At 63.5% G+C, this 14,493-nt stretch carries 12 protein-coding genes; 8 read left to right on the top strand and 4 right to left on the bottom strand.

Annotated elements, in window-relative coordinates; all coding sequences use genetic code 11:
• Positions 1-206 precede the first annotated feature (206 nt).
• A complete protein-coding gene (locus N0K08_RS02820; protein WP_261498491.1) occupies positions 207-1,301 on the top strand; it encodes an enoyl-CoA hydratase/isomerase family protein in 1,095 nt (364 codons plus the stop codon).
• A gap of 48 nt (positions 1,302-1,349) precedes the next feature.
• Here the strand turns inward: N0K08_RS02820 and smpB are convergent, their stop codons facing one another.
• Positions 1,350-1,823 carry an SsrA-binding protein SmpB gene (gene smpB, locus N0K08_RS02815; RefSeq protein WP_261498490.1) on the bottom strand — a complete coding sequence of 158 codons (474 nt, stop codon included), beginning with the start codon at positions 1,821-1,823 and terminating at the stop codon, positions 1,350-1,352.
• A 144-nt stretch (positions 1,824-1,967) separates the two neighbouring features.
• Here smpB and N0K08_RS02810 point away from each other — a divergent pair, with 144 nt between their 5' ends.
• Positions 1,968-2,408, top strand: a complete 441-nt coding sequence (locus tag N0K08_RS02810) for a type II toxin-antitoxin system RatA family toxin (protein WP_261498489.1) — start codon at positions 1,968-1,970, stop codon at positions 2,406-2,408.
• Positions 2,401-2,742 (top strand): RnfH family protein, encoded by a 342-nt coding sequence (locus tag N0K08_RS02805; RefSeq protein WP_408642893.1) that lies wholly within the window; start codon positions 2,401-2,403, stop codon positions 2,740-2,742. The genes N0K08_RS02810 and N0K08_RS02805 overlap by 8 nt, the downstream gene beginning before the upstream one ends.
• Positions 2,743-2,886: 144 nt before the next feature.
• Here N0K08_RS02805 and N0K08_RS02800 read toward each other — a convergent pair whose 3' ends face one another.
• Positions 2,887-3,411 carry a DUF4124 domain-containing protein gene (locus N0K08_RS02800; protein WP_261498488.1) on the bottom strand — a complete coding sequence of 175 codons (525 nt, stop codon included), beginning with the start codon at positions 3,409-3,411 and terminating at the stop codon, positions 2,887-2,889.
• A 270-nt stretch (positions 3,412-3,681) separates the two neighbouring features.
• Here N0K08_RS02800 and guaB point away from each other — a divergent pair, with 270 nt between their 5' ends.
• From guaB to N0K08_RS02775, 5 genes are all read left to right on the top strand, one after another.
• Positions 3,682-5,157 carry an IMP dehydrogenase gene (gene guaB, locus N0K08_RS02795; RefSeq protein ID WP_261498487.1) on the top strand — a complete coding sequence of 492 codons (1,476 nt, stop codon included), beginning with the start codon at positions 3,682-3,684 and terminating at the stop codon, positions 5,155-5,157.
• 74 nt (positions 5,158-5,231) lie between these two features.
• On the top strand, positions 5,232-6,848 hold the full coding sequence (gene guaA / locus N0K08_RS02790; RefSeq protein WP_261498486.1) for a glutamine-hydrolyzing GMP synthase: 1,617 nt from the start codon (positions 5,232-5,234) through the stop codon (positions 6,846-6,848).
• Between the two features lie 226 nt (positions 6,849-7,074).
• Entirely contained in the window at positions 7,075-7,200 is a 126-nt protein-coding gene (locus tag N0K08_RS23340; protein ID WP_261498485.1) for a hypothetical protein, read from the top strand.
• 149 nt (positions 7,201-7,349) lie between these two features.
• On the top strand, positions 7,350-7,841 hold the full coding sequence (msrB, locus tag N0K08_RS02780; RefSeq protein ID WP_261498484.1) for a peptide-methionine (R)-S-oxide reductase MsrB: 492 nt from the start codon (positions 7,350-7,352) through the stop codon (positions 7,839-7,841).
• Positions 7,842-8,349: 508 nt separating this feature from the next.
• Complete coding sequence (locus tag N0K08_RS02775; protein ID WP_261498483.1) at positions 8,350-9,051, top strand: OmpW/AlkL family protein; 702 nt, start codon at positions 8,350-8,352, stop codon at positions 9,049-9,051.
• Between the two features lie 291 nt (positions 9,052-9,342).
• Here N0K08_RS02775 and fusA read toward each other — a convergent pair whose 3' ends face one another.
• Together fusA and N0K08_RS02765 are read right to left on the bottom strand one after the other, a co-directional pair.
• Positions 9,343-11,403 carry an elongation factor G gene (gene fusA / locus N0K08_RS02770; RefSeq protein WP_261498482.1) on the bottom strand — a complete coding sequence of 687 codons (2,061 nt, stop codon included), beginning with the start codon at positions 11,401-11,403 and terminating at the stop codon, positions 9,343-9,345.
• 490 nt (positions 11,404-11,893) lie between these two features.
• A partial coding sequence (locus tag N0K08_RS02765; RefSeq protein ID WP_261498481.1) for a DUF5801 repeats-in-toxin domain-containing protein occupies positions 11,894-14,493 on the bottom strand: 2,600 nt, incomplete at its 5' end.

Below are 14,493 nucleotides of genomic sequence, written 5' to 3'. Positions count from 1 at the left end.
CTTGTGCGGCTTTTTTTGTTGCCGCCGGGCCGCCCCAAGGCGAAAAACATCCCCTTGGGGGGCAGCTGCTACGCGAAGCGAGCAAGCGTGGGGGCTTTTTTTTGCGTCTGTGACAGGGCGCGGCGGGCGGTCTCGGTTATGGTTGAAAGTTGGCTGCGCAGTTTGATGGCTGCGCTGAATCATCCGGTTGACCAGAGGAAAAAACCATGACGGAGACAAATGCGCTAGTCCTGACCGAAGTTCGCGGTCGCATAGGCTGTATCACCCTCAACCGTCCGCGCGCGCTCAATGCGCTGTCGCTGGAGATGGTGCGTGATCTGATGGCCACGCTGCTGCAGTGGCAGAACGACCCCCAGGTATTGGCGGTGGCATTGCGTGGCAGCAACAAGGAGGGCGTGTTCGGCGCGCTGTGCGCGGGCGGTGACATCCGTTTCCTGCACCAGGCTGGCAGTACGGGCAACCCGCAGCTCGAGGACTTCTTCACCGAAGAGTACGCGCTCAACCACCTGATTCACCATTACCCCAAGCCCTATATCGCTTTCATGGACGGCATCGTCATGGGCGGCGGCATGGGCATCAGCCAGGGCGCGAGCGCGCGCATCGTGACCGAGCGCACGAAGATGGCCATGCCCGAGACGGCGATCGGTCTGTTCCCCGACGTGGGCGGCGGCCACTTCCTGAGCCGTTGCCCGGGCCGTACCGGCGAATGGCTGGCCTTGACGGGCGAGACCATTGGCGCGGGCGATGCCATCGCCCTGGGCCTGGCCGACGGCTATGTGCCGTCAGCGCAGCTGGCGTCGTTGTGGGAAGCGTTGAGCAGCCAGAATTTTGCCGACAGTGCGGCTGTGCAGAAGTGGGTTGATGGCCAGATGGGCACGGCCGAGGCGCATTTCGCCAAGCAGCAGGCCGAGATCGACCAGTACTTCGCCTTGCCTTCGGTGCGGGCCATTGTCGCTGCGCTGGAAGAGAGCGCCAGCGACTGGGCGCAGGCCACGGCCGCGCTGCTGCGCAAGCGTTCGCCACTGATGCTGCATGTGGTGCTGGAGCAGGTGCGTCAGGCGCGCGGCATGGGCCTGGCCGATGATCTGCGCATGGAGCGTGACATGGTGCGCCACTGTTTTTATCTGCGCCCCGGCCAGAGCGAGACGCTGGAAGGCATTCGCGCGCTGGCCGTCGACAAGGACCATGCGCCCCGCTGGAACCCGGCCCGCATTGAAGAAGTGCAGGACGCGCAGTGGCAGGCGTTCTTCGTGAGCCCCTGGCCCGCGCACGCCCACCCTCTGTGCACACTGGCGGACTGAGCGATCACTGCCGGTGGCTGCCACAGGCGGCCCCGGCAGGTGACGGGCTTAGCGGTTGCGGCCCTTCATTGCGCGTTCCACTTCGCGCTTGCCTTCGCGGTCCTTGATGGTGTCGCGCTTGTCGTGCTCGCCCTTGCCCTTGGCCAGGGCGATTTCGGCTTTCACCAGCCCGTTTTTCCAGTGCAGGTTCAGCGGCACCAGGGTGTAGCCCTTTTGCTCGACCTTGCCGATCAATCGCCTGATCTCTTCCTTGTGCAGCAGCAGCTTCTTGGTGCGGGCGGCATCGGGGTTGACGTGGGTTGAGGCGGTGCGCAGCGGGTTGATCTGACAGCCGATCAGGTAGAGCTCGCCGTCCTTGATGACGACGTAGCCGTCGGTCAGTTGTACTTTGCCGGCGCGCAGGGCCTTGACTTCCCAGCCGTGCAGCACCATGCCCGCCTCGTGGCGTTCCTCGAAGAAGTAGTTGTAAGCCGCTTTCTTGTTGTCTGCAATGCGGGAGGGGGAGTCAGTTTGTTTGGCCATGTATGAGTTAAATGCGGTGCAATCCAGGAAATAAAAGCTCTCCCTACAATACGGATTGTCGTCTCGCTGCAGCAATTTTAGTTTCCTCCGGCCGCCATTGCCGCGATGGCCTTAGCAGCACCCGGTACTCAGGCCCCTTTTTTCATGAAAACAGTCAATAAATCCGTCCTCATCTGGTACAGCCCCGAAGAAATGTATGCCCTGGTGACGGATGTGGATCATTACCCCGATTTCCTGCCCTGGTGCGACCAGGCGCGGGTGCTGGAGCGAGATGCTCAGGGGATGACGGCTGAAGTGGGCATGTCGCTGGGCGGTCTGCGCAAATCCTTTGTCACCCGCAACACCCACGAAGAAGGCCGCCGCGTGACCATTCGCCTGGTCAAGGGGCCGTTCTCCAAGCTCGAAGGCGACTGGTTTTTCCATCCCGTGGGTGACGGCTCGCAGCGTGCCTGCAAGGTGGAGTTGCAGCTGAGCTACGGGTTTGACAATGTGGCGCTGGCAGCGCTGGTCGGTCCGGTGTTTGACCGCATTGCGGGCTCCATGGTCGATGCGTTCATCAAGCGCGCGGAACAGGTCTATGGTTGAGGCCACCGTGGCCACCCCGGACATGCTGTGCGTGGAGGTGGTGTTCTCTGCCCAGGCGGGCCAGGCGCAGGAATGGGCTGTGCGCCTGCCTCCAGGCGCTTGCCTGCTGGATGCGCTGCGGGCCGTGGGGCTGGAGACCAGCGCCTGGCCGGCGGGCATCTGGGGGCGGCGTGCCGAACGCAGCCAACTGCTGCGCGACGGTGACCGCGTGGAGTTGTACCGTCCCTTGCTGGTCGATCCCAAGGTCGCGCGGCGCGAGCGCTTTGCGCGCCAGGGCGCGCGCGGCACGGGCCTGTTCGCACGCCAGCGGCCTGGCGGAAAAGCCGGTTACTGAGAAGAAGCACCCCCTGAGCCGCCGACGCGGCTTCCCCCTCTCATCCTATGGTGGAGGGGGACGGCAGCCTTGGTGCGGGGCGGCCCTTCCTCGCTGCCCCCTTGCTGGGGCGGCGGTACAAGCGCCATGGGTGGCTGACTCGGGTTATCGAGGCGTGGTTGCGCTAGCCGGTCCGCAATCGCTGGCGATGGTCGCCTGGGCGCGCTGGCGTTCGGCTTCACGCGTGGCGTCATCCATGAAGCCGCGTTCACCTTCGGTATTGGTGTGAGCCATCAGCCTGCCGTCGTTCAGCGCCGTCTGCGCGGCCTGTGCACGGGCGCAGTTGTCCTGGCGCGTACGGGCCAGTTTTCGCTCTTGCTCCTGTTCTTTCGCTTTTTCGCGTTGGGCCTGCTCCGCCTGTTCGGCCGTTTTCCTGGCCTGCAAGTCCTTGTCGACGCCGGAGCTGCGACCTGCGGGCTGGCTGCTGGCCAGCTCAGGAGTCGGATGGGTGGCGGGCAGGGCGGTGGTCTTGCCATGGGCACCGGCCGGGCGCTTTTGAATACGCTCCACCGGCACCTGTGATGGCGGTGGGCGATCGCTGAATACCTTGCGTCCTTGCTCATCCACCCATTGCCATTGCGCATGGGCGCTGGCGGAGAAAACACTGCTGGCGCACAGCAGGACAAGCATTGGGAGATTCATGGCGGCAGATGAAAGTAGGGCGATGGAAGTCGAGGGGGGAGGGGGCGTCCTAGAGGCCAGGTTGACTCCGTCCCATTGGGGAATCTTCGCACTTCCCGCCAGGCCTGCCAAGAGCGTCAGGGTGGAAATCGCCCACTTTCCGAGGCTTGTTGTCGCCTGTGGCGGTGTTTTTGGCCCTGGGGACGCCCCGATGCAAAAACCTGCCCATTCCTGTAAGGATACTGCGCGCAGGTACAATCGTTTTTTTGGAGCTTTCACATGCGCCTTCTTGGAAAAGCACTGACCTTCGACGATGTGTTGTTGGTACCCGCTTACTCCCAGGTCCTGCCCAAGGACACGTCACTTGCGACACGTTTTTCTCGCAACATCTCCCTGAACATTCCCCTGGTGTCCGCCGCAATGGATACCGTGACGGAAGCGCGCCTGGCGATCGCCATTGCGCAAGAGGGTGGTATCGGCATCATCCACAAGAACATGACGGCCCAGGAACAGGCTGCCGAAGTGAACAAGGTCAAGCGCCACGAATCCGGCGTCGTGATCGACCCCGTGGTCATCACCCCTGAACACACGGTGCTGCAAGTGCTGCAGCTGTCGGAAAACCTCGGCATCTCCGGTTTCCCGGTCTGCGATGGCGGCAAGGTTGTCGGCATCGTCACCAGCCGCGATGTGCGTTTCGAAACGCGCTACGACGTCAAGGTCAGCCAGATCATGACGCCGCGCGAAAAGCTGATCACCGTCAACGAAAAGGCCGGCACCACGCCCGCCGAAGCCAAGGCGCTGCTCAACAAGCACAAGCTCGAACGCATTCTGGTCGTCAACGATGATTTCGAGCTCAAGGGCCTGATCACCGTCAAGGACATCAACAAGCAGACCACCTTCCCCAACGCCGCGCGCGATGCAGCCGGCCGACTGCGCGTGGGCGCTGCCGTGGGCGTGGGTGCTGGTACTGAAGAGCGCGTGGAACTGCTGGTCAAGGCCGGCGTGGACGCCATCATCGTCGACACCGCCCACGGCCACAGCCAGGGCGTGATCGAGCGCGTGCGCTGGGTCAAGCAGAACTACCCCCAAGTCGACGTCGTCGGCGGCAACATCGCCACGGGCGCGGCAGCGCTGGCCCTGGTCGAAGCCGGTGCCGATGCGGTCAAGGTCGGTATCGGCCCAGGTTCGATCTGCACCACGCGCATCGTCGCTGGTGTGGGCGTGCCCCAGATCATGGCCATCGACAGCGTGGCCACGGCCCTGCTGGGCACGGGTGTGCCACTGATTGCCGACGGCGGCGTGCGTTTCTCGGGCGACATCGCCAAGGCGCTGGCCGCTGGCGCATCGACCATCATGATGGGCGGCATGTTCGCCGGCACCGAAGAAGCACCTGGCGAAGTGATCCTGTACCAGGGCCGCTCGTACAAGAGCTACCGCGGCATGGGCTCGATCGGCGCGATGCAGCAAGGCTCGGCCGACCGCTACTTCCAGGAATCGTCGACGGGCAACCCGAACGCCGACAAGCTGGTTCCTGAAGGCATCGAAGGCCGCGTTCCCTACAAGGGCTCCATGGTCTCCATCGTCTATCAGATGGCCGGTGGCGTGCGCGCTGCAATGGGCTACTGCGGTTGCTCCAGCATCGAGCAGATGAACAACCAGGCTGAATTCGTCGAGATCACAACGGCCGGCATCCGTGAAAGCCACGTCCATGACGTGCAAATCACCAAGGAAGCGCCAAACTACCGCGCCGACTAAAATCGGTCCATCGCCATCCCATGGCCCGATCCGCTGCGCGAGCAGGTTGGTCGGGCCTTGCCATTTTCCAGACCATGCAACACGACAAGATCCTCATCCTCGACTTCGGCTCCCAAGTCACCCAGCTGATTGCCCGCCGCGTGCGCGAAGCCCATGTCTACTGCGAAGTCCATCCTTGCGATGTGAGCAGCGATTGGGTGCGTGAGTTCGCCGCCGACGGCAAGCTCAAGGGTGTGATTCTTTCGGGCAGCCACGCCAGCGTCTACGAAGTCGATGACCGCGCGCCTGACGCCGTGTTCGAACTGGGCATCCCCGTGCTGGGCATCTGCTACGGCATGCAGACCATGGCTACCCAACTGGGCGGCAAGGTCGAAGGCTCGAACAGCCGCGAATTCGGCTACGCCGAAGTCCGCGCCCACGGCCAGACCGAACTGCTCAAGGGCATCGAAGACTTCGTCACGGACGAAGGCCACGGCATGCTCAAGGTCTGGATGAGCCATGGCGACAAGGTCACCGAGCTGCCTGAAGGCTTCAAGGTGATGTGCTCCACGCCGTCCTGCCCCATCGCCGGCATGGCCGACGAAGTGCGCCGCTTCTACGCCGTGCAGTTCCACCCCGAAGTCACGCACACCGTGCAGGGCCAGGCCATGCTCAACCGCTTCGTGCGCGAGATCTGTGGCGCCGCGCCGGACTGGATCATGGGCGACTACATCGAAGAAGCCGTGGCCAAGATCCGCGAGCAGGTCGGCGATGAAGAAGTCATCCTGGGTCTGTCGGGCGGAGTGGATTCGTCTGTGGCCGCGGCCCTGATCCACCGCGCCATCGGCGACCAGCTGACCTGCGTGTTCGTGGATCACGGTCTGCTGCGCCTGAACGAGGGCGACATGGTCATGGAGATGTTCGAAGGCAAGCTGCACGCCAAGGTGGTGCGCGTGCAGGCTTCCGATCTGTTCCTGGGCGAGCTGGCCGGCGTGTCCGAGCCCGAGCAAAAGCGCAAGATCATCGGCCGCCTGTTTGTCGACGTGTTCAAGGCCGAAGCCAGCAAGCTCAAGGCCGCGAACGCCGGCAGCAAGGGCGCGACTTTCCTGGCCCAGGGCACCATCTACCCCGACGTGATCGAGTCGGGCGGCGCCAAGAGCAAGAAGGCCGTGGTCATCAAGAGCCACCACAACGTGGGCGGCCTGCCGGAACAGCTGGGTCTGAAGCTGCTCGAACCCCTGCGCGACCTGTTCAAGGACGAAGTCCGCGAACTGGGCGTGGCCCTGGGCCTGCCGCGCAACATGGTCTACCGCCATCCTTTCCCCGGCCCAGGCCTGGGCGTGCGCATTCTGGGTGAAGTGAAGAAGGAATACGCCGACCTGCTGCGTCGCGCCGATGCCATCTTCATCGAAGAGCTCTACAACTTCGTCGACCCCGCCACGGGCAAGAACTGGTACGAGCTGACCAGCCAGGCCTTCACCGTCTTCCTGCCCGTCAAGAGCGTGGGCGTGATGGGCGACGGCCGCACCTACGACTACGTCGTGGCCTTGCGTGCCGTGCAGACCAGCGACTTCATGACCGCCGACTGGGCCGAGCTGCCCTACGCGCTGCTGAAGAAGGTGTCCGGCCGGATCATCAACGAAGTCCGCGGCATCAACCGCGTGACCTACGATGTGTCGACCAAGCCACCAGCGACGATCGAGTGGGAGTGAAAGCGGGTCTTTCAGGGACTATCGCCAGCTATTGAAAAATCGTCGTAAGTCGTTGATTTAAAAAGATTTACGTCGCGAGGACTATCGGTTCCTATCGCCGGCCAGCGCAGCGGTTTGGCGGTAGGAACTGAAGCCCGATTCAGACCCGCTATATGACGACCGTCTCAACGGCCGCCGTTAAACCCTCACGATTGGCCGCTATGGCCCGGTCGGCATTTTTCTTGCCATGGCGTGCGAGAAACGCCGGCTCGCCGCCGCCAAGAATTTCGGCGAGATGACCGCCCGCTGGCTGGCCGATGCCCGCATGGCCGCCATCAAGCTCTTAGACCTCGACCTGCTCGGAACTCTCTAGAACACCATCGATTTCAATACCTCGGTCATTATTTCAATTGGTGCGCAAATTGAGAACCAGGAGTTATCACAACTCATTTAACTTTCCGTGAGGACTTAGCGATCGCAACTTCGTAAGCTGATTGGCACTGAATCAAGAAAGCCGATGCAATGACAACCCGACGCCACCTGATCCTGTGCGCAGCAAGCTCCGCCGCCGCGCTCTCCGCTGGGATGTTCCACCGCCGAGCCGCAGCAGCGGCCGAGACCTTCGAGGTCAGCTATTCCGACGCGCAGTGGCGGGCGCGGCTCAGCCCGCAGCAATATGTCGTGCTGCGCCAGGAGGGTACGGAGCCTCCAGGCAGCAGCCCGCTTAACAAGGAACATCGCTCTGGGACCTTCTCCTGCGCAGGTTGTGCGCTGCCGTTGTTCTCATCCACCACCAAGTTCGACAGCGGCACCGGCTGGCCCAGTTTCTGGAAACCGTTAGACAATGCTGTCGCTACCCGCAAGGACCGAAGCTACGGCATGGTGCGTACCGAAGCCCACTGTCGGCGCTGCGGTGGTCACCTAGGTCACGTCTTCGAAGACGGGCCACCTCCGACAGGACTGCGCTACTGCATGAACGGCCTGTCGTTAAGCTTCTCGCCGAAGCCAGCCTGAGCTGCGAGTCGCCAGGAAAAACAGCCAGGTTGCTGTTTGCCTCACCTATCTGGGCGGCGTCCATCCTTGCATCCTGCCCGTACTGTCCTTCGGGGTCTCCCGCGCGAGCCAGTCGTGCGCGGGCCCGGATACCGCCATGGCTGCTGCGCTACTGCTGGGCGGCTGCTCCTGGCCGGGAGTGCCAGTTCGGCCCAGCGCCGCATTGCAGACCTTGAATAGGCTCTACTATGTCCGGGCGCTCACGCGCCGACAGTCTCGTCCAGATCAGCAAGAGATCTTCGGCAAGATCCGCAGTTGGCGCCATCCCATGCCTGCGCGAAACGAATGCACTCGTAAAAAACGCTCGCGCCTGCTAGAGTTGGCGCGCAGAACTTCTGCTTATAGTTCTTGCGCGGCGGCCCGCATCAGAGATGCAGTTCCGGACGTAACTCACCTCAGCGGATCCGAGCCTGTTCACAGCTTGGCAATGTGGCAGCTGCGACTCGCAGTTGAAAAAAGGAGAGACATCATGCAGATACTCACCCGAAGTCTTGTGGCCTGCAGTGCACTGCTGCTGGCTTCGCCCGGTGCATTCGCGCAGAAGGCCGGCGACACCATCCTGGGGCTTGGCGTTGCAGTGATTGCACCGCGGGAGTCCTTGGGGCCCGTGACCTCTACTGGGCCCGCAGCGCCGGCATTCAATGCGGCGACGGCGGGTGCGACGGCGAGCATTGATCCCGTCGCGACCGTATCGCTGAGCGTGCTGCATATGTTCACGGACCATGTCGCGGCCGAACTGACGCTGGGCGTGCCGCCCCGGCTGGACGTCGACGTGCAGTTGCGCTCCGGCAACCACCCCCGCGCGGTCAGCGTCAAGGAACTGACTCCGGCGCTGGTGGCCAAGTACCTGTTCTACACACCGGGGGACACAGTGCGCCCCTACCTGGGCCTGGGCGTCACGCATGCGAGCTTCAGGGATGTGAAAATCAACCCGTCGGATCCGCTGGTCGGGCGGCTGGCCGGCACATCCGTTTCGCTCAGCTCCTCCTGGGCCCCGGTGTACAACGCCGGGCTGATCTATAACATCAACGAGCGGCTGTCGATCAACGCCTCGGTTTCCTACATTCCGCTGAAGACTAACGCTACCTTCGTTGGCACCGGAACCACGTCGACCACGCGCCTGAAGCTCAATCCCGTCGATTACGTCGTGCGGCTCGGATACAAGTTCTGATACGGCGCTGCGTCCCGCCCAAGCCCAGCACGCCAGGCCTGCTGGCCTGGTCTACCGCTGCGCATCGAACATTCACCACAAGAATCAGGGTGATCGCAATCGTTGATCTCACGGTACGCCCAAGTCGCGCGTGTGCAAGCAAAGCGACAGGCTTGCCTGAGCGGCCAGCCTGTCCAGCAAGATCGCGTCGGCCTCATCTTCGGGTCGCTGCGAGAGAGAAAGCAAAGAACAGCGGGGTCGCTCAGCAACCAGCTGCCGTGGGCACACAGGTCGAATGGCGCTGCGCTTTTCCTAGTCGTCTTCGCGCACCTGGTACTGCTCCGTCAGTGTCTGCTGGACGGCCGGCGGCACGGCTTCGTAGTGCGACAACGCGATGGTGTAGCGGCCCTGGCCGCTGGTCATCGCATTGAGCCGCGACTGGTAGTTGGCCATCTCAGCCTCGGGCACCTGCCCGCCGATGGCCACCGTGCCGGCCCCCAGGCCCGATGTGCCGGTGACCAGCCCGCGCCGCAACGACAGGTCACTCGTGACGTCGCCAACGGAATGCTCGGGCACGGCGATCTCGATCTGGACGATAGGCTCGAGCACGGCCGGCCGGGCCTCGCGAATCGCCGCCATGAAGGCCCTGCGGCCGGCGGTCGCAAAGGCGATGTCCTTGCTGTCCACGCTGTGGTGCTTGCCGTCGTACACCACGACGCGCACATCGACCACGGGGTAGCCGGCGATCGCGCCGCACGCCAGCACCTCGCGCACGCCTTTCTCGATGGCGGGGATGAACTGGCCCGGGATCGTGCCGCCCCTGACTTCGTCGGCGAACTCGAAGCCCGCGCCGCGCGCGAGCGGCTCGATGCGCAGGAAGACTTCGGCGAACTGGCCGGCGCCGCCGCTCTGCTTCTTGTGGCGGTGGTGGCCCTTGGCCGGCGCGGTCACGGTCTCGCGGTAGGCGATGCGCGGTGGCCGCGTCTGGACCTCGAAGCGGTACACCTCGTGCAGGCGTTCGAGCACGATGCGCAGGTGCAGCTCGCCAAGCCCGTAAAGAACCGTCTCATTGGTCGCGGCCACGTGCTCGAGGCGCAAGCACGGGTCTTCGGCCGCGAGCTTGCCGAGGATCTCCCAGGCGCGCTGCTCGTCGCCATGGCGCTTGGGCTCCACGGCCAGGCCGTACACCGGTACCGGAAACGCCAGCGGCGCGAGATACACATGGCTGTCTTCCTCCGCATCGTGCAGCACGGCATCGAAATGGATCTCGTCGACCTTGGCCACCGCCACGATGTCGCCCGGCACCGCGTGCGACACCTCGACATGGTCCTTGCCCTGGAGCATGAACAAATGCCCCACCTTGAAGGGCTTGCGGCCGTCGCCGATGTAGAGCTGGCTGTCGCGTGTGACCGTGCCCTGGTGCACGCGAAAGATGCCCATCTTGCCGACATAGGGGTCGATCGTGACCTTGAACACATGCGCCAGCACATGCAGCGTCGGGTCAGGCTTGGCTTCCATGGGCTTGGCCTGTGCGCCCTCGCCAACGATGAAGTTCGGCGGGTTGGCCTCGGTCGGATTGGGCAGGAGCTTGACGATCACATCCAGCAGCTCGGCCACGCCGGCGCCGCTGCGCGAGGAGACGAAGCACACCGGGATCAGGTGACCTTCGCGCAGTGCCTGCTCGAGCGGCGCGTGCAGCTCGGCCGGATCCATATCGCCGTCTTCGAGGTAGCGGTCGACGAAGGCCGCGTCGACCTCGACTACCTGCTCCACCAGCGCGCGGTGCGCCGCTTCGACGGGGCCGAAGTCAGTCTGCCCGAAACGGTTGAAGAAGCAGTCCACGACCCGCTTGCCGACCCTGTCGGGCAGGTTCAGCGGCAGGCATTCGCGGCCGAAGGTCGCCTGGATGTCGGCCAACAGGCCCGTCAGCGAGACGCCCTGCGCGTCGGTCTTGGTGACGATGATCATGCGGGCGAGGCGGCGCGAGGCGGCGTACGCCATCATGCGCACCGTCATCGGCTCGATGCCGGTGGCGGCATTGATGACCACCGCTGCCGTCTCGACCGCCTCCAGTGCCGGCATGCTCTGGCCGAGGAAGTCGGGGCCGCCGGGCGTGTCGATCAAGTGGATGCGCGTGCCGGCATGCGTGAGGTGCATCACCGATGCATTGAGCGAGTGCTGCATGCGGCGCTCCAGCGGGTCGTGGTCGCTGACGGTGCTGCCGCGCTCGATGCTGCCGCACGCTCCGATGGCCCCCGCCTTGTACAACAAGGCCTCGGCGAGCGAGCTCTTGCCCGCGGCCGCGGCGCCAACGAGCGCCAGCGTTCGCACGGATTGCATTTCGGCCGCGAGGCCGCTCGATCGGTTTGGCATGGCTGGACTCCTTTGCGCGCCCGTAAGACCGGCCCGGCGGCCCGAAAGGGCACAAGCGTTGCGTGTGGATGTCGAGCCAGCGTACGGGATTGACCGCGCTGGTGCAAGTGGATTGCGCCGCCGACTTCCAATACCTGACCGGCATGCACGCCGCGTTGATCGACCCCTGGTTGCCAGCGTGCAGAGAACTGGGCACACGCTCAAGATGTCTCATCAGCAACGCTCTGAGCCCGTCATGACCACCGTCACCGTCGACTCTGTCATGCCACTGCCGGCGACCGGTCATCGCGCTCGACATGTGTCGAGGGCTTTCAACCCATGGCTTGCCGCCATCCAAGGCGGTCGCAGCCCAGCGTGCGAGGCCCGTGTCAATCTCAATGCCGGCGCGGCACTGACTGATGGTTGCTGGAAAAAGCCCCCCCGCAAAGCGCTGCTTTGCGGGGGGGGCTTGCTTTTGAGATGCGCTCAGCGCACTCGTCGGAAATGACACTCAGACAATGTCAGTGAACGCCATGTCAGTGACCCCTGCCAGTTTGACTATGCTGGTAACACCGTTTCCGTCGGTATCCGTCGCCAGGTAACCGTCGGAGCCCACTACGCCGAAGTAGTACTGCACCGTCCCGTTGAGAGCCGTGTCTGCGGCTGTGACAAGGGCGGATACCGAGGCCGCAGCAACCAGGTTTTCAGCGTAGTTGGTCACGGAACCTGCTGTTGAAAAGTCCAGCTTGTCCGTGCCGGTCGCAAAGCCGCTGGTGATGTTGTACATCACTGCCGCCAGCAAGCCGCTGGCATCCGCGTTGGCAAAGGTGAACGTGTCGGCGCCCGAAGTCGGGTTCAGGCTTGCGCCGCCAACGATGTTAACCCCCAGCGTCTGGCTACCGGTCGCATCGCCGTCCGCATCCACCACCGCAACATTGAAGTTCAGGTTGGTGTTCAGCGTGGCGCTACTGCCCGTGACGAACCCGATATCCGAGATCTTGATGACGTCGTTATCGCTGGTTGCTGCCTCGGGATTGGCTGTTCCGGGCGTTCCCTGAAACTCCTGGAACGTGCTGCTCCCGCCTGATGCTCCCGTGACGGGATTGAGGTTGATCGCAGTTCCGGTCACGCCTTCCGTCGAGACCAGAAGTTGCGCACCCTCGATCAAGTAGTTCTGGGTGCCGGTATTGAAATCATTGCTTTCGATGATCACCGCTCCATCGTTGTTGTCGAGCGTGATGTGATAGCCCGTGGGAATGGTGCCGCCGGACTTGATGATGTCGCTGTTGTCGATGTTGATGGCTTTGGTGGTTCTGCTCTGGTCATCGGGATCCACCAGCTTGAGAACAAGCACCAGATCCTCGCTACCGATACCGTCGAACTTGAGGAACATGCCACTGGCTTGCGTGGTAGGTTGCAGGCTGGTAAAGCCCGCCGGATTGGTCTTGAAGAAGTCCAGATCCAGTACCTCCCCTTGCTGAATGGTATCGCCTGCCACACCATTGGCCAGATTCGACACGCTCACCCAGGTGGCTGCCTGGGTGAACAGTTCACCGTTGGCAAAGCTGGTGCCGGCATTTACCCCGACCGCCTGCAGGTTGTTGGCGCCTGTTCCGCCGCCCGGCTCACTGACTCCCGTGAACTGCACGAAGAAGTCGTTGCTCAGCTGGGCAACCGACACATCGGGCTGCGTGTGGTCCACCGTGCTGGTCCCCGCGGTATAGCCCGTGAAACCCAAGGCCTGGCTCGTCGTCAAGGTACTGAAACCTGCGATGGGCTGTGCCAGCGCGACGGAGTAGGAGTCGTGCACCTTGTCGAAGGTGAGCGTACCCGTTGCCGCCGTGGTGGTGGCGGACGCCGGATCTGGTTGATAGTTGAACTGGATATTGAAGACTGCAGTGGTCGCATTCTCCGAGAACCAGGTGACGGTGGGGCTGCCGATGGCCGTGGAGCCAACCGTACCGGTGAGTGTGATGGCAGAGAAATCGGAGTTCGACGCACTGAACGTGAGTCGGGCATCCGCACCAATTGAATAGTCAAAGAGACCGGTTCCGCCGGGTGTCGGGTTGCTGGTATTGGCGTAGACGAGGTCGGACTTCTGGAGAATCGTCGGCGTGTCGTCGTTCACGCCGATGTTCAGTATGCCGTTGGCTGTGTCGCCGTCGCCGTCGGTGACCTTGTAGTTGATCGTGAAGGCCTGGTTGTTCTCATCGAGTCCGGCGGCGTGCTGGATGGGCGCGTTTTGCGTCACAACGTAAGCGCCGGTGCTGGTGTTGAGCGTCAGCGTCAGCACGGTCGTGGTGCCCTGCTTGACCAGCAAGCTGCTGCCAGCGCCGGCCACGTAGCTGAAGCCCGAAGGCGCGCCCGTGGTCAGATAGGCGATCGAGCCAGCGCCGTCGGCGCCGAAGCTGTGACTCAGCGTGCCGCTGGTGTTGGCTGCATCGACGTCGTCGCCCGTGCCACCGGCATTGCCGCCCGGGAGCGCGTCATCGTCCAGCTTGACGAGCAGGTTCGTGGATACAGAAGGTCCATCGTCCTTGAAGTTCAGGTTCAGGCCGATGTTGAGGGTGGCATGGGCGCTGTCGCCGTCCTTGTCGGTCGCTGTCGCCGTCAGGGTCACCAGGTTGTCCGCCGCCAGGCTCTTGGAATCATCGGGGTTGGTCGCATCGGGATGCACCACGGCCCGGATCTGGTCGAGCGTGACATCACCATTGGCCGCCACGCTGACCGTGAACACCAGGACGTTGGTCGTCGCCGTGCGGCCTTGGACCACGCCGCCCACCAGCGACAGGTTCACCGCCTCGTTGGTGGCCGTGTCCACCAGCCCCGAGGCACCCACCACCACGCCCAGTGCATAGCTCAGCCCGCTGGCACCGGCACCGTCGGCGCCGAAGACCGGGCTGAAGTTGGCCGCGAAGTTGGCCGTTGCATTGGTCGCCAGCACGGTCTCGTCCACTGTCAGCGTCGGCTCGGTGCCGGTTGTGCTGACGCTGGGACCGTCGTCCTTGAAGTTCAGGTTCAGGCCGATGTTGAGGGTGGCGTGGGCGCTGTCGCCGTCCTTGTCGGTCGCTGTCGCCGTCAGGGTCACCAGGTTGTCCGCCGCCAGGCTCT

Source organism: Acidovorax bellezanensis, from assembly GCF_025421555.1.
Classification (GTDB): domain Bacteria; phylum Pseudomonadota; class Gammaproteobacteria; order Burkholderiales; family Burkholderiaceae_C; genus Comamonas; species Comamonas bellezanensis.
This window is presented reverse-complemented; position numbering and strand designations above follow the sequence as displayed.